The following is a 16,157-nucleotide window of genomic DNA, read 5'->3' as shown; positions in this document are numbered from 1 at the left end:
GTGTGAGCACCACCGACAACCGCGTCGCTGCGGCCCCGGCCGTCCTGCGTACGGCGAGCGGACGCGAGGCCGGGCGATGGGTCGCGGCCCACTGCCGCGAGGTGCCGTGGCTGACGGCCGCCACGGTGCTCACCACGGTGGCCGGGGCGGCGCTCCAGGTCCTCCCGGTGCTGCTGCTGGGCCGCGTGGTCGACGCGGTGGCCGGGGGCGGGTCGCGGTCCGTCCTGGTCGTGATCGGCGCCCTGATGGTCGCCGCGGCGCTGCTCGGCGCGGCGGCGACCGCGGTGTCGACGTACCTGATCGGGCGGCTGGGCGCCGACCTGCTCGCCCGGCTCCGGGAGGGCGCCGTCCGCGCGGTGCTGGCCATGCCCAGTGCCCGCGTCGAGCAGGTGGGCCGCGGCGACGTGCTGTCCCGGGTCGGCGACGACGTCGCCGTGATCTCCAAGGGCATCCGCACCGCCGTACCCACCGTCTTCTCGGCCGGAGTGCTCGTCGCCATCGCCACGGCCGGCATGTTCGGCCTCGACTGGCGGCTCGGCCTGGCGGGCGCCGGCGCGCTGCCCGCCTACGCGCTGGCCCTGCGCTGGTACCTGCCGAGGTCCGCCCCGCTGTACCGCAGGCAGCGGATGGCCCAGGCCGATCGGGCGCAGGCCCTGATCAGCGGCCTGAACGGCATCGACACCGTCCGGGCGTACCGGCTGGAGGACGCCTTCCGCCAACGGGTCACCCGCGAGTCGTGGCGGGTGCGCGAGCTCGGCATCGAGGTGTTCCGGTTCTTCGGCCGGTTCGTCGGCCGGGAGAACCGCGCCGAGTTCATCGGGCTGACCCTCATGGTCGTGGTGGGCTACGCGCTGCTGGAGGCGGGCGCGGCCACGCTGGGCGAGGTGTCGGCGGCCCCGCTGCTGTTCCACCGTCTGTTCACCCCGCTGGGCGCCATCATGTTCACCTTCGACGAGGCGCAGAAGTCCGGCGCGAGCCTGACCCGCCTGGTCGGTGTGCTGGGGGAGGACGCGGCGGACCGGCTGGTGGGCGACGAGTCCGTCGGCGCGGCGGCCGGCCCGTACCCGGTGACGGTGCGGGGGCTGACGTTCACCTACCCGGGTGCCGAGGAGCCGGTGCTCAGGGACGTCGACCTGACGATCCCGGCGGGTGGCTCGCTCGCCCTCGTGGGGGCGACGGGCGCGGGCAAGACGACCCTGGCGGCACTGGTCGCGGGCATCGGGACCCCGCAGGCGGGCTCGGTGCGCGTCGGGCGGACCGACCTGGCGGAACTCGACGAGGCGGGGGCGCGGGCCCTGGTGAGCATCCTGACCCAGGAGACCCACGTGTTCTCCGGGCCGCTCGCCGACGACCTGCGGCTGGCCGCGCCGCGGGCGACCGACGGCGAACTCCTGGGCGCCCTGCGCACCGTGGGCGCCGGACCGTGGGTGGAGGCGCTGCCCGACGGGCTGGACACGCTCGTGGGTGAGGGCGGAGAGCGCCTGGACGGGACCAAGGTCGCCCAGATCGCGCTGGCCCGGCTGGTGCTCGGCCGGGCGCCGGTGGTGGTCCTCGACGAGTCGACCGCGGAGGCGGGCAGCGAGGGTGCCGCCGAGTTGGAGCGGGCGGTGCTGGCCGCGTGTGCGGGCCGCACCACGCTGTTCGTGGCGCACCGCCTGACCCAGGCGATGGCGGCGGACCGGATCGCCGTCCTGGACGCCGGACGGGTCGTCGAGGAGGGCACCCACGCGGAGTTGGTGGCCCTGGACGGCCGCTACGCACGGCTGTGGCGGGCCTGGCGCGAGGGCGGCGGGCGGGGTGTTAGGTGAGCCTAAGTTAGGTTAGCCTGCCTTCATTCCTTGGAAGGGGCGTTGAGTCTTCGATGATGGAACCGACCGCTTCTCTCGTACGGCTTTCCCCCAGGCACCTGACCGGCATCCGCCGGCGCACCGGCGACTTCTCGGACCAGGTCATCGCCGAGGCGTGCGCCGTCTCCCTGGCGTACTGGGCCTCCGGCCGCGGCCCCGCCGGACTCGACCTCACCGCGGGCACCCTGTTCACCGACGTACTCGGCTGGACCGACAACGGCGGTACGGCGCCCGGCGGTTGGACCGTCGGCGCGGGCGGGCGGACCATCACCCTGCCGGCGGACGTCGAACCGGACGACGCCCAGCTCGCACTCGACGACCTCGCCGACTTCCCGGACCGTCCGCTCGGCACCGTCGGCCCCTGCGGCCCGGAACAGCGGCTGGAGGACCTCGCGCGGTGGAACGACACCGACGCCGACCGGGTCCGCCCCACCCTGGTGGAGATGTTCCAGGAACAGGCACGCGCGAGGCCGGACGCCGTGGCCGTGGTCGACGAGCACCGCACCCTGACCTACCGCCAGACCGACGAACTCTCCGCCCAGTTGGCCCACCACCTGCTCGCCCGCGGGCTCACCGCCGAAGACGTCGTCGGCATCCGTCTGGAGCGCTCCGCCGAGATGGTCGTCGGGCTGCTCGCCGTGCTCCGGGCGGGGGGCGCGTTCGTCCCGCTCGACCCGCACTGGCCCGCCGAACGCCGGGCCGTCGTCATCGAGGACGCGGGCATCGTCCTCCAGCTCAACTCCTCGGGCGAGCACGCCCGGACGGAACCGGACGCGGTGCCCGTGGACCTCGGCGACTGGCGGTTCGGCGACCACCCCACCGGCGGGACCGGGATCACCGCCCACGGCGACGCCCTGGCCTACGTGATCTTCACCTCGGGCTCGACCGGGCGGCCCAAGGGCGCCATGATCCGGCACGAGGCGATCAGCGAGCGCCTGCTGTGGCAGATCCACGAGATCCTGGGCTTCGGACCCGGCGACGCGGCCCTGTTCAAGGCGCCACTGTCCTTCGACATCTCCATCAACGAGATCTTCCTGCCCCTCGTCAGCGGCGGCAGGCTCGTGGTCCTGCGCCCCGGCGGCGAACGCGACCCGCACCACCTGCTGAGCGTGATCGCCGAGCAGCGCGTCACCTTCACCTACCTCGTCTCGTCCATGCTGGACGTACTGCTGGAGATGGCGGGGGACTCGTCTCGCCTCGACAGCCTCCGGCACGTCTGGTGCGGCGGCGAGGTACTCACGCCCGAACTGTACGAGCGCTTCCGCACCCGGCTCGACATCCCCCTGTACCACGGCTACGGCCCCGCCGAGACGACCATCGGGGTCTCGCACGTCGCCTACCGGGGGGCCGCCGAACGCCTGTCGACGTCGATCGGCCGGGCCAACCCCAACACCCGGCTCTACGTCCTCGACGACGAACTGCGCCCGGTGCCGGTCGGCGTCGGCGGTGAACTGTACGCGGGGGGACTGCTGCTGGGGCGCGGCTATGTGAACGCGCCGGGCCTGACGGCCTCCCGGTTCGTGGCGAACCCCTTCACACATGACGGCTCCCGGCTGTACCGGACCGGCGACCTCGCGCGCTTCGCCCCCGACGGCTCGCTCGACTTCCTCGGCCGCGCCGACAACCAGATCAAGATCCGCGGCATGCGCCTGGAGATCGAGGACGTCGAGACCGGACTCGCCGAACACCCCCAGGTGCGCCACACCTGCGTCGTCGCGAAGAAGAACACGGCGGGCGGCACCTACCTGGTGGGATACGTCATCCCGGTGGCCGGCCACCAGAACCTGCGCGCGGACGACGTCAGGGCGTGGGCCGGCGAGCACATGGTGGAGTACATGGTGCCCACCCACGTCGTCGTGATGACCGAGTTCCCGCTCACCGCGCACGGCAAGCTCGACCGGAACGCACTGCCCGAACCCGTGATCACCACGGCCGGTGTCGTCCCGCCCACCACCGACGAGGAGCGGACGGTGTGCGCGGCGGTCGCGGCCGTGCTCCAGCTGGACCGGGTCGGGGTCGACCAGGACTTCTTCCGGCTGGGCGGCGACAGCATCCTGGCGATCTCCCTGCTCGGCGCGCTGCGCGACGCCGGCCTCTACGTGAGCGCCCGGCAGATCTTCACCCACAGCACGGTGGGAGCGCTGGCGGCGGTCGCGAGCCGCGAGGACACCACGGCCGTGGACCACCGCGACGTGGCGACCGGAACCGTCGTCGGATCACCGGTCGTGCAGTGGCTCGGCGAGACCACGGACGCGATCGACGGCTTCGTCCAGTCGGTCGTGCTGGGCACCCCGGCGGACCTGACCGCCGACGCCCTCGACGCGCTTCTCGCCGCCCTCGTGCGTCGGCACCCCATGCTGCGGGCCCATCTCGTGCGCGGTGACCGCTGGAGCTTCGACGTCCCGGAGGCGGACCCGGACGCCGTCGTTGACCTCTGGCAGGAGAGCGACCGGCCGCTCGACGCGTGCCTCGCCCTGGCCACCGGGGAACTCGACCCGGTGAACGGCACGATGCTGCGCGCCGTCTGGCGCCGCGAGGCGAGGCAACTGGCCCTCGTCGTCCACCACGTGGTGATCGACGGCGTGTCCTGGCGGGTGCTGATGGACGACCTGGCCACCGCCTGGCGACAGTTCGCCTCGGGCCGGCCGGTCGAACTCCCGCCGGAGGGGACGTCGTTCCGGCGCTGGACCCAGTTGCTGGAACGCGCGGCGTTCGACGCCGACAGCGCCTGCTTCCGTCGTCCCCTGCCGGGACCCGACGAACCACTGGGCAGACGCGCGCTCACCGAGGACGACACCGTGGCGCGCGAACGGGTCCGGACCGTCACGGTCGGCGCCCGGACCACGGCCGCGCTCCTCGGCGACATCCCCGCGAAGTTCCACGCGGGCGTCAACGACGTCCTGGTGACCGCGCTCGCCGTCGCCCTCGCCCGCCACCGTCGCGACCTCGGCCAGGAACAGACCTTCGCGCACATCGAACTCGAGGGCCACGGCCGCGAGGCCGCGTTCGTCGCCCCCTCCGCAGGATTCGAACCGGAACTCTCCCGCACCGTCGGCTGGTTCACCACCCTCTTCCCGGTGACCGTCGACCCCGGCACGGCCCCGGACCCCACCGCCCCCGAGTACCTGGCCGCCGCCCTCAAGGCGGTCAAGGACGGCCTCGCGCGCGTGCCGGACCACGGCGTCTCCTACGGCGCCCTGCGCCATCTGGCCCAGGTCGCCTTCGACGCGCCCGCACCCCAGGTGCTCTTCAACTACCTGGGCCGCTTCGACGCGGGCTCGTCCGGCGACTGGCAACTCGTCCGCGCCACAGGGCAGCTGGGCGAGAAGCGCGACCCGCGGATGCGCCTGCCCCGTGCCCTGGAGTTCAACGCGATCGCCGAACCCGGCCCCGGCGGCGCCCACGAACTGACCACCGCCATCTCCTGGCCCGACGGTATGTTCACCGACGCGGACATCGCCACCCTCGGGGCCTACTACCAGGAGGCCCTCACGGGTCTTGCCGCGCTGGAGGACGGCGGCCACTCGCCCAGCGACTTCCGCCCGCTCCCGCTCACCCAGGCCGACGTCGACGCGCTGGACGGTCCGGCGCTGCGGGACATCCTCCCGCTGACCCCGCTCCAGGAGGGCCTGTACTTCCACTCCGTCTACGACGACGACGCCACCGGCAGCTACGTCGAGCAGCAACTGCTCACCCTGGAGGGCGAGGTGGACCCCGCCCGGCTGGCGACGGCGGCCACCCGCCTGCTCACCCTCCACCCGAACCTCGCCGCGCGCTTCGTGGCCCTGGCCGACGGCCGTGTGGTCGCCGTGCTGGAGAGCGGGGTCGAGGCACCCTTCACCACGCTGGACCGCCCCGGCATCACCGACGACGAGATCCGCGCCCTCGCCGAGCGGGACCGCCGCGCCGGATTCGACCTGGCCACCGGCCCCCTGACGCGGTACACCCTCGTCCGCGCCGGGGCCGGCCGGCACGTCCTGGTGCAGACGGTGCACCACATCGTCGCCGACGGCTGGTCGGTGCCGCCCATGCTGCGCACCCTGCTGGCCGAATACCACGCGCCGGGTTCCGGACGCGTGCCGGGCGGCTTCGCCGACCACGTACGCCGTCTCGCCGCCCGCGAGGACCAGGTGAGCGACCGGGTGTGGGACGAGCAACTGGCGGGGCTCCCCGGCCCGTCGCTGATCGCCGAGGGGCACCCGCCCTCCGCGCACTTCGCCGACCTCGCGGTGCCGGCGGACACCGACGTCGACGCGGCCGCCCGGTCGGCCGGTGTGCCGCTGAGCGTGGCCGTGCACAGCGCCTGGGCCCTCACCCTGGGCGGCATCCTGCACAGCGACGACGTGGTGTTCGGCTCCACGGTGTCGGGCCGCGACGCGGACGTGCCCGGCATCGAGGACATGGTGGGCCTGTTCATCAACACGATCCCCCTGCGCGCCCGCTGGGCCGCCGGCACGACCGCGCGGGACCTGCTCGCCGCCGTCCGGGCCCACCAGGGCGCGGTACTGCCGCACCAGCACGTCTCGCTGGCCCGCATCGCGCGCCGGGCCGGCGCGGGCGCGCTCTTCGACACCCTGGTGGTGTTCGACGTGGCGACCGACGTGGCCGCACTGCGGCGACCCGGCGACACCCTCGCCGTCACCGGGATCACCAACGAGGGCGCCCCGCACTACCCGCTGACACTCGTCGTGGAGCGTATGCCGGACGGCCGCCCGCGCTTCAATCTGATCCACGACACCGAGCTGCTGGGGCTCACCGGCGCCCGCGAGATCCTGCGCACCTTCACCCGCAACCTCACCGCGCTGCTCACCCGGCCGGACACCCCGGTCGGCGACCTGGCGTCCGGGGTCCCCGAACCCGTCGAACAGGTCGCCCCGGCCACCCTGGGCGACCTGTTCGACGCCGCGGCCCGCCGCGACCCGGGCGCCACCGCCGTCACCCAATGCGCCCTCGACGGCGCCACCCGGAGCGTGACGTACGGCGAACTGGCCGCGGCCAAGGACCACTTGGCCGCAGTACTGCGCGCGGCCGGAGTCGGCCCCGGCAAACGGGTCGCCGTCGCCGTGCCGCCCTCCGTCGAGCAGGTGGTCGCCCTGGTCGCCGTCGTCGCCGCGGGCGGGGCCTACGTGCCGCTGGACCCGGCGTACCCGGACGCACGCCTGGAGTACGTCCTCGCCGACTGTGCACCGCAGGTCGTCCTCGTGGACCCGGAGCGGCGCGACCGGTTCACGAGCCTGCTGGAGCGCACGGGCGTGCCGGCCCGCGTGCTCGTACCGGGGGAGGGGCACCCGCCCGCCGACGCGGAACCCGGCCCCAGGGCCCGCTGGGACGACCCCGCGTACGTGATCTACACGTCCGGATCGACGGGCCGGCCCAAGGGTGTCGTCGTCGCGCACTCCGGTGTCGTGACGCTGCTCGCCCGCACCCGGCCCGCGATGGCCTTCGGCCCGGACGACGTGTGGGTCCAGTTCCACTCCTTCTCCTTCGACTTCGCCGTCTGGGAGCTGTGGGGCGCGCTCGCGCACGGCGGTGAGCTGCTGGTGCCGGAGTACGGGCTGACCCGCTCCCCGGTCGACTTCCACCGGCTGGTCCGCGAGCGCGGGGTGACCGTGCTCAACCAGACCCCGTCGGCGTTCCACCGGTTCGCCGAGGCCGACCGGCACGCGGGTGAGCCGCTGCCCGCCCTGCGCCGGATCGTCTTCGGGGGCGAGGCGCTGGACCTCGGGCGGCTGCGCGGCTGGGTCGAGCGGCACGGCACCGAGGCGCCCGAACTGGTCAACATGTACGGCATCACCGAGACCACCGTCCACGTCACCCAACGGGTGCTGACCGCCGCCGACTTCGCCCCCGGCGCCGCCACCAGCCCCATCGGCGGACCGGTTCCCGGCCTCGTCACCCACCTGCTCGACGACCGGCTCCGCCCGGTGCCCCCGGGCCGGGTGGGCGCCATCTACGTCAGTGGCGACCAGGTCTCGCTCGGCTACCTGGGCAGGCCCGGGCTCACGGCGGGCAGGTTCGTGGCCGACCCGTTCGGGGCCGACGGCGCCCGTATGTACCACACGGGTGACCTCGCCCGCCGCACGCTCGACGGCGAGCTGGAGTTCGTGGGCCGCGCCGACGACCAGGTGCAGCTCAAGGGCTTCCGCATCGAGCCGGGCGAGGTGGAGTCCGCGATCCGGGACCTCGACGGCGTGGTCGACGCCGCCGTCACCGTCGCCGACAGCGAGGACCACCTGGTCGCGCACGTCGTGGGCCGGGTGCCCGCGGACCTCACCGCGCTGCTGTCGGCGAAGCTGCCCGCGCACATGGTGCCGGGCCGGGTGCTGCCCGTGGACGACCTGCCGCTGACGGTCAACGGAAAGCTCGACCGCGGGGCGCTGACCCGGCGCGCGGCGCCGACGCCGCCCACGAGCGGCGGCGGCGCGCGGCAGGGCGGCGGCGCGCGGGAGGGCGGGGATGCGCGGCAGGGCGGCGATGCGCGGCAGGGCGGCGATCACTGGGAGCGCGGCGATGCGCGGGACGGCGGCGCGCCGGACGGCACGGCCCGCGACGACGGCGCGTCCGGCGACGGGGACGACACGGCGCTCGCGGCGCTCGTCGACATCTTCGCCGCGACGCTGCCCGGCTCCGACCCGCACGCCGACACCGACTTCTTCACCGCCGGGGGCGACAGCATCGTCGCCATCACGCTGATCAACCGGGCCAGGTCGCTCGGCCTGCCGATCGCGCCGCGCGACGTGTTCCTGCTCCGGACGCCCCGCGCCCTGGCCGAGCACCTGGGCACGCGCACCCCGCGGCCCGTGGCGTCCGCGCCCGTCCGCCAGGAGGACGGCCCGCTGCCGCCCACGCCGATCATCCTGCGCCAACGGGAACTGGGCGGATCACTCGCCCGGTTCGCCCAGGCCAGGGCCCTGGCGGCGCCCGAAGGCACCGGCTTCGGCGACGCGGAGCGGGCCGCCCGGGCCGTCGTCGCCACACACCCGGCGCTGCGACTGCGGCTGCGCGTCGACCACGGGGTGTGGTCCCTGCGTACCGAACCCGACCGCGAGGTCACCGTGGTCCGGGCCGGCGGGAGCGACCCGGCGGGCGCGGCCGACCGGGCGGCCGGCCGTCTCGATCCCGAGAGCGGCGACGTCGTCGCGTTCACATGGCTGGAGGCGACCCGGACGCTGGTGATCGCCGTGCACCATCTCGCCGTCGACGCCGTGTCCTGGCTGATCCTGCTGGACGACCTGGCCGGCGCGATGCGCGGGGCTGACCCGGCACCGCAGACCACGCCCTACGCCGCGTACGCCCGGGCACTGACGGACCGGTCCAGCGAAGCGACCGACGACCTGGCCCACTGGATCACCACCCTCCGGGCCCCCGCCCCGCTGCCCGCCGCGGTGAACCCGCGCGAGCGGACGGTCGTACTCGCCCCGGACGTGAGCGACCACGTGACGCGCACCGCACCGGTCGCGCTCGGCCTCGGTCTCACCGAGCTGCTGTGCGGGGCGCTGCGCACCGCGCTCACCCACATCCAGCCGACCCCCACCGACCTGGCGGTCGACCTGGAGCGGCACGGCCGGGTCCCGGCCCGCGACGACCACGACTACACCCGCACCGTCGGCTGGTTCACCGCCGTCGCGCCGGTACGGCTCACCGCGCACACCGACCCCGTCGCCGCGGCCCGCGAGGTCGCCGAACGCCAGCCGGACGAGCACGCGCACGCCGCCTACGGCGGCCTGCGATACCTCAACCCGCAGACCGCCCCGCTGCTCACCGCCCGACCGCAGGTCCTCTTCAACTACCTGGGCCGGGGCGGCGAGTCCGAGGCACCGCGGCTCACGGGCGGCGACCGGGGCACCCCGTACGCGGTCGAGGTGAACGCGTGGACCGACGCGGCCACCGGCAGCCTGCACGCGGCCTTCACCCTGGCCGAGGGCGTTCCCGACGAGATCACCGGCCACTGGCACCACGCACTGGAACGGATCGCCGAGGCCGCCGCCACGGCCGAGCGCACGGCACCGGTCGGCCCCCTGCAACGAGGCCTGTACTTCCAGGCCCAGCTGACGGGCCCGGCCGGACACTACGTCGCCCAGAGCTACTTCACCTTCGAACGGCGCCTGGACCCCGACGCGCTGTCCCGGGCGATGGGGTACGTGCTCGCCCGGCACCCGGCCGCCGGCGCGGGCTTCACCGTCGACGAGGACGGGAACCCGGTCCAGGTCCTCGCCGCCGGCCGCCGCCTCGACGTCCGCACCGTCGAGGCGGCGACGGACACCGAGGCCGACGCCCTGCGTCTCGGGGACCGGGAGAGGGGATTCGACCCCGGCGAGCCGCCACTGATCCGGCTGACCGTGGTGCGGCTGCCCGGCGACCGCGACGGCCTGTTGCTCAGCTACCACCTGCTGCTGTGGGACGGCTGGTCTCGGGAGATCGTCCTGCGCGACCTGTTCGACGCCTACGAGGCCCTCGTCGAGGGCGCACCGCTCGACGCCGTGCCCGCCGCGCCGGGCTTCGAGGACCACACCCGGGCCCTCGCCGCCAAGGACCCCGCCCCCTCGGAACGCTTCTGGGCGCGGCACCTGGCCGGGCTGTCCGGCCCGACCCTGCTCGCCGGACCGGCGCCCGACCTCCCCGACGACCTCCCCCGCGCACTCGTGCACACGCTGACCGCCGAACGGTCGGACGCGCTGAGGGCGGCGGCCAGGACGTACGGCGTCACGCTGAACTCGGTGCTGACCGGCGCCTTCGGTCTCCTCCTCGGCGCCCGCACCGGCCGCGCCGACGCCGTCTTCGGCGTGACCGTCTCCGGCCGGGAGGGCGAAGGGCTGGCCGACACCGTCGGCGTACTGCTCAACACCGTGCCCATGTGGACGCGGGCCCGGCCGTACGACACGGTCCATGCCTATCTGACCGCGGTGCAGGCGGCCCGAGTCGAGGCCATGGAGCACGAGCACCTCGGGCTCGGCGAGATCCAGCGGGCCGCCGGCCACGACACGCTCTTCGACAACCTGTTCGTCCTGCAGAACTTCCTGGACCTGGACGCCTTCGCCGAGATGAACGCCCGGCACGGCATCACCTCCGTGCGGGCCGAGGACTCCACCCACTACCCGTTCACGTGGGTGGTCACCCCGGGCGACCGGCTCACCGTCAAACTGGAGTACCGCGACCACGACACCGCGGGCGCCCGGCGCCTGCTCGACGACTACCTGCGCCTGCTCGACGACCTCGCCGCGCGCACTGGGTCCCGGGAGCCGGTCGGCTCCCTCCCCGGGCCGGCCCCCGCACCCGGGCCCGCCGCGCGCACCGACATCGGCACGGACACCGTCGTGGACCGCTTCGACCGGGCGGCCGACCGCGACCCGCGACGGACGGCGCTGGTCGCCCACGGCTCCACCATGACCTTCGCGCAACTGCGGGACCGCAGCCGGGCGGTCGCGGGCGTACTGGCCCGGCGCGGCGTCGGACCCGAGACGACCGTGGGCCTCGCCCTCCCCCGCTCGCTCGACTCGATCGTGGCGCTCTTCGCCGTGCTGCGCACCGGCGCCGCCTACGTACCGCTGGAGCTGGACCACCCGGACGAGCGGATCGCCGCGATCGTCGCGGACGCCCGACCGGACGCCGTACTCACGGTGAGCACGGTCGCGCACCGGCTCTCCGGCGACCTCGACCTGATCGAACTGGACGGGCCGCTGCCCGAGGCCGAGCCGTTCGTGACGTTCGCCCCCGAGGACCCGGACCGGCTGCGGCACCCCGCGTACACGATCTACACCTCCGGCTCGACCGGCCGGCCCAAGGGAGTGGTGACCGAGTACGCCGGACTCACCAACATGCTGGTCAACCACCAGCGCCGGATCTTCGAACCGGTCCTGGCCCGGCACGGCCACCGGACCTTCCGCGTCGCCCACACCGTGTCGTTCGCGTTCGACATGTCGTGGGAGGAGCTGCTGTGGCTCGCCGACGGCCACGAAGTGCACATCTGCGACGAGGACTTGCGCCGCGACGCGCCCCGGCTGGTCGCGTACTGCCTGGAGCACGGGATCGACGTCGTCAACGTCACCCCGACCTACACGCAGCAACTGGTCGCCGAGGGCCTGCTCGACGACCCGGCCCGCAGGCCCGCGCTGGTGCTGCTCGGCGGCGAGGCCGTCACCCCGGCACTGTGGCGGCGGCTGGCCGAGACCGAGGGCACCGTCGGCTACAACCTGTACGGACCCACGGAGTACACGATCAACACCCTCGGCGTCGGCACCTTCGAGTGCCCCGACCCCGTGGTGGGCGTCGCGATCGACAACACGGACGTGTACGTGCTGGACCCCTGGCTGCGGCCACTGCCCGACGGCGTCCCCGGCGAGCTGTACGTCACCGGCACCGGCATCGCGCGCGGCTACCTCGGCCGGACGGCGCAGACCGCGCACCGCTTCGTCGCCTGCCCGTTCGGCGTCCCCGGCGAGCGCATGTACCGCACCGGGGACCTGGTGGTGCGGCGGCCCGACGGCAACCTGATGTACCTCGGGCGCACCGACCAGCAGGTCAAGATCCGCGGTCACCGGGTCGAACCCGGGGAGGTCGAGGCCGCGTTCGCCGCCCACCCGGCGGTGCGCTTCGTCGCCGCCGTCGCCCAGCCCGACCCGCAGGTCGACGGCGCCCACCGGCTCGCCGCCTACCTCGTGCTGGAGGCCGGCGCCGACCTGGCCGGAGTCGCCGCCGAAGTGGGCGCCGGGCTGCCGGACTTCCTGCGCCCCACGCACTACGCCCGGGTCGACGCCATCCCGCTGACCGTGAACGGCAAGGCCGACACCAAGGCGCTCCCGGCGGCCAGGCCGCTGGGCGCGCTGACCACGGCGGGGGAGCGCGCACCGCGGACGGAGACCGAGACGACGGTGTGCGAACTCTTCGCCGAGGCCCTGGACCTGGACGACGACGAGGTGAGCGCCGTGAGCGACTTCGTGGCCCTCGGCGGCCACTCCATGCTGGCGGTGCGGCTGAACGGGCTGCTCCGCCGGGAGTACGGTCCAGTGATCACGATCCGCGATCTGTTTATCCTTCGAACCCCGGAAGCGATTGCCCGCCACCTCGATGACCACTCCTGACGCACAGCGGCCCCGAGCGGGGTCCGACATCCTCCGAACCGCCCTGCGGCGCAACATCGGCGCGATGGCCTGGGGCACCGTCCTCATGGGCCTCTACCAGGCCGGTGAGACCGCCTTCCCCATCGCGCTCGGCCTGATCGTCGAACACACCCTGCGGGATCGCGGCCTCGGCGCGCTCGGCGCCTCCGTCGCCGCGCTGGCCGTCATCATCACGACCGTGTCCCTGTCCTGGCGGTTCGGGATGCGGATCCTGCAGAAGGCCAACACGACCGAGGCGCACCGCTGGCGGGTCCGGGTCGCGGGCTGCGGACTCCAACCGGTGGCCCGGGAGGTCGACCTCAAGTCCGGCGAGGTGCTGACCCTCGCCACCGAGGACGCCGACCAGACCGCCGACATCATCGAGGTGGTGCCGCTGCTGATCAGCTCGCTGGTGGCGGTGCTGATCGCGGCGGTCGCGCTGGGAGTGGCCGATCTGCGGCTCGGGCTGCTGGTCATCGTGGGAACCGTCGCGATCCTGTCCGTCCTGAGCGTGATGTCCAAGCGCATCGGCTCCAGCACCCGCGAGCAGCAGGCCCGGGTGGCACGGGCGGGCGCCAAGGTCGCCGACCTCATCACGGGACTGCGCCCGCTGCACGGCTTCGGCGGCAACCACGCGGCGTTCCGCTCCTACCGCGAGGTCAGCACGGAGGCGAAGCGCCAGTCCGTCACCGTCGCCCGGGTGAGCGGCGTCTACGCGGGCACCGCACTGGCCCTCAACGCGGTGCTCGCCGCCGCCGTGACCCTCACGGCGGGCTGGCTGGCCTTCCGCGGCCGGATCACCATCGGTGAACTGGTCATGGCCGTGGGCCTCGCGCAGTTCGTCATGGAACCGCTGAAGCTGTTCTCGGAGATGCCGAAGTACGTGATGATGGCGCGCGCCTCGGCCGAGCGGATGGCCCTGGTCCTCGCCGCACCGCCGGTGACGGCGCCGGGGACGGGGCGGCCGGAGCCGGGCGGGGAGCTGGAGGTTGACTGCGTGCGGCACGGCGCACTGCGCAAGGTGCGGTTCCGGGTCCGGGCCGGCGAGTTCGTGGCCGTCGCGGCGTACCAGCCGCGCGCGGCGGCCGACCTCGCGGCGGTCCTCGCGCTGAACGTGCCGCCGGACGCGTACGAGGGGGCGGTGCGGGTGGGCGGCCGGGACCTGGCCGACCTGGCGGTCGAGGAGGTCCGCGAGCACCTGCTGGTCAACCCGTACGACGGCGAGATCTTCGCGGGCACCCTGCGTTCCAACATCGACCCGTCGGGCACCAGCCTCACGGTCGGCGAGGCCGTCGAGGCGTCGATGCTGACCGACGTCGTCGCCCTGCACCGCGACGGGCTCGACCACGCCGTCCGCGACCGGGGTGCCGACCTCTCCGGCGGGCAGCGCCAACGGCTGTCCCTGGCCCGCGCGTTGGCCGCCGACACCGACGTCCTGGTGCTGCGCGATCCGACGACGGCCGTGGACGCGGTGACCGAACAGCTCATCGCGCGGGGTGTCGCCAAGCTGCGCCGGGACCGCACCACCCTCGTGATCACCAGCAGCCCCGCCCTCCTGGACGCCGCCGACCGCGTCCTCGTCCTGGACGACGGCGTCATCACCGCCGAGGACACGCACCGCAACCTCCTCGCCACCGACGAGGCCTACTGCCTGGCGGTGACGCGGTGACCCGGTGACCCGGTGACGCGATGACCCGGTGGGCGGTCGGGGCGGCGCCTATCCGAGGGCCCAGGCCACGTCCCGGAGCAGCGCGTGCCGCCAGCCCGCGCGGTCGTGGCCGGAGGCCGACCTGGAGACCCGCACGGTCGCACCGGCCTGTTCGGCGAGGGTCTCCACCAGGGCGCAGTGGGGGAGCATCCGCGTCTCGTGTTCCCCCACGTCGAAGGCGATCCGCAGACCGGACAGGTCGGGACGCGCGCGCAGCCGCGCCGCGAGAGTGCCGCCGACCGGCCCGCCCAGGGGGTCCGCCCGGTCCGCGGCGTCGGGCGTCCACCACAGCGACGCCGACTGACAGGCGACGAGCGACACCAGCTCCGGGAACTCCAGCGCCGCGTACAGGGCGCTCAGACCGCCGAGGCTCTGCCCCGCGACCACCGTGCGGCCGGGATCGGCACGCACCCCGCTCCCGGCCACCAGGGGCAGCAGCTCGTCCCGCACCGCCTCCCACAGCGCGGGCCGGCACCCGAACTCGCCCTCGCGGTCCCGGGCCGGGAGGAAGACCAGGGTGACCGGGGGCATCTCCCCGCATCCGAAGGCCGATTCGAAGGCAGCCGCAGCCGGGTGCAGGTACAGCCAGTCGTCGCCGTCGAGCAGCAGGACCAACGGCCCGCCCCCGCCCACCGGATGGACCCGCACGGTACGCCGGCCGCCCAGCCGCTCGCTGGTCCAGCGCAACCGGGTGCTCGGCAGCGGCAGGACGTCGGCGGCGCCGACCGGGGGCCAGTGCGGCTGGGCCGGGGCGTCCGGCGTGGCGGCGAGGGACCGGTCGCCGCCCGCGCCCGCCGGGTTGCACGGATCGACGTACACCTCGTCGCCCACCTGGAACTGGTACGTCACCCGCAGCCGCTCAGGCATGCGCACCTCGGCGTACCAGCAGTCCGTGTCGCCCCACCGCCGCAGGGGCACCGGATCCGACCAGCTCTCGAAGACGATGGTCGCCGCCCGCGCCCCGCGCCGCAGGAACAGGGTCGCCCACCCGTCACCGTCGGGTACCGCCACAGGTGTCGTCACGGCGGCCCAGAAGGTGTCGGTGCCGGGCACCCCTGGCAGTCCGAACGCGGCGAAGGGATCCGGCCCCGCCCGCCTCATGAACGTCTCCTTGTGGAGCGGGAATCCAGAAGGTTAAGCTCATCGCGCATTAGGCGAGCCTAACCTAATTCCATCCGGAGGTAGCGGGTATGAGCACCAATCCCTTCGACGACGCCGACGGCCGGTTCCTCGTCCTGGTGAACGACGAGGGCCAGCACTCGCTCTGGCCGTCCTTCGCGGCGGTGCCCGGAGGATGGACGACCGTCTTCGAGGAGAACACCCGGGACGCCTGCCTGGCCTACGTCGAGGCCAACTGGACCGACCTGCGCCCGCGTTCCCTGACCGCTGCCGCGGACGACTAGGGCTTGTTGCGAAAGTGGATCTTGTTCGTTGATGATCACGTCCTGTGAGACGTGGGGATCTGACGAATGGCCAGTGGGCCCGGCTTGAGCCTCTGCTGCCGAC

General features: G+C 74.1%; 5 protein-coding genes. 4 read left to right on the top strand and 1 reads right to left on the bottom strand.

Annotation, left to right across the window (positions count from 1 at the left end):
* Nucleotides 1–2 precede the first annotated feature (2 nt).
* From IE94_RS0127870 to IE94_RS0127860, 3 genes are read left to right on the top strand one after another with little or no spacing between them, the layout of a single operon-like run.
* Entirely contained in the window at nt 3–1,808 is a 1,806-nt protein-coding gene (locus IE94_RS0127870) for an ABC transporter ATP-binding protein (protein WP_030189587.1), read from the top strand.
* Nucleotides 1,809–1,861: 53 nt separating this feature from the next.
* Nucleotides 1,862–12,925 (top strand): non-ribosomal peptide synthetase, encoded by an 11,064-nt coding sequence (locus tag IE94_RS0127865; protein ID WP_030189585.1) that lies wholly within the window; start codon nt 1,862–1,864, stop codon nt 12,923–12,925.
* Complete coding sequence (locus tag IE94_RS0127860) at nt 12,912–14,612, top strand: ABC transporter ATP-binding protein (protein ID WP_030189583.1); 1,701 nt, start codon at nt 12,912–12,914, stop codon at nt 14,610–14,612. The genes IE94_RS0127865 and IE94_RS0127860 overlap by 14 nt, the downstream gene beginning before the upstream one ends.
* A gap of 48 nt (nt 14,613–14,660) precedes the next feature.
* On the opposite strand, the gene IE94_RS0127855 is transcribed toward IE94_RS0127860, so the two are convergent.
* Entirely contained in the window at nt 14,661–15,752 is a 1,092-nt protein-coding gene (locus tag IE94_RS0127855) for an alpha/beta hydrolase-fold protein (RefSeq protein WP_030189582.1), read from the bottom strand.
* Between the two features lie 89 nt (nt 15,753–15,841).
* Here IE94_RS0127855 and IE94_RS0127850 point away from each other — a divergent pair, with 89 nt between their 5' ends.
* Nucleotides 15,842–16,054, top strand: a complete 213-nt coding sequence (locus IE94_RS0127850; protein ID WP_030189581.1) for an MbtH family protein — start codon at nt 15,842–15,844, stop codon at nt 16,052–16,054.
* Nucleotides 16,055–16,157: the final 103 nt, after the last annotated feature.

Origin of the sequence: Streptomyces violaceorubidus (assembly GCF_000717995.1) — a bacterium.
Classification (GTDB): Bacteria; Actinomycetota; Actinomycetes; order Streptomycetales; family Streptomycetaceae; genus Streptomyces; species Streptomyces violaceorubidus.
The sequence above is the reverse complement of the archived record's forward strand: the minus strand, read 5'-3'. Positions and strand labels throughout refer to the sequence as shown.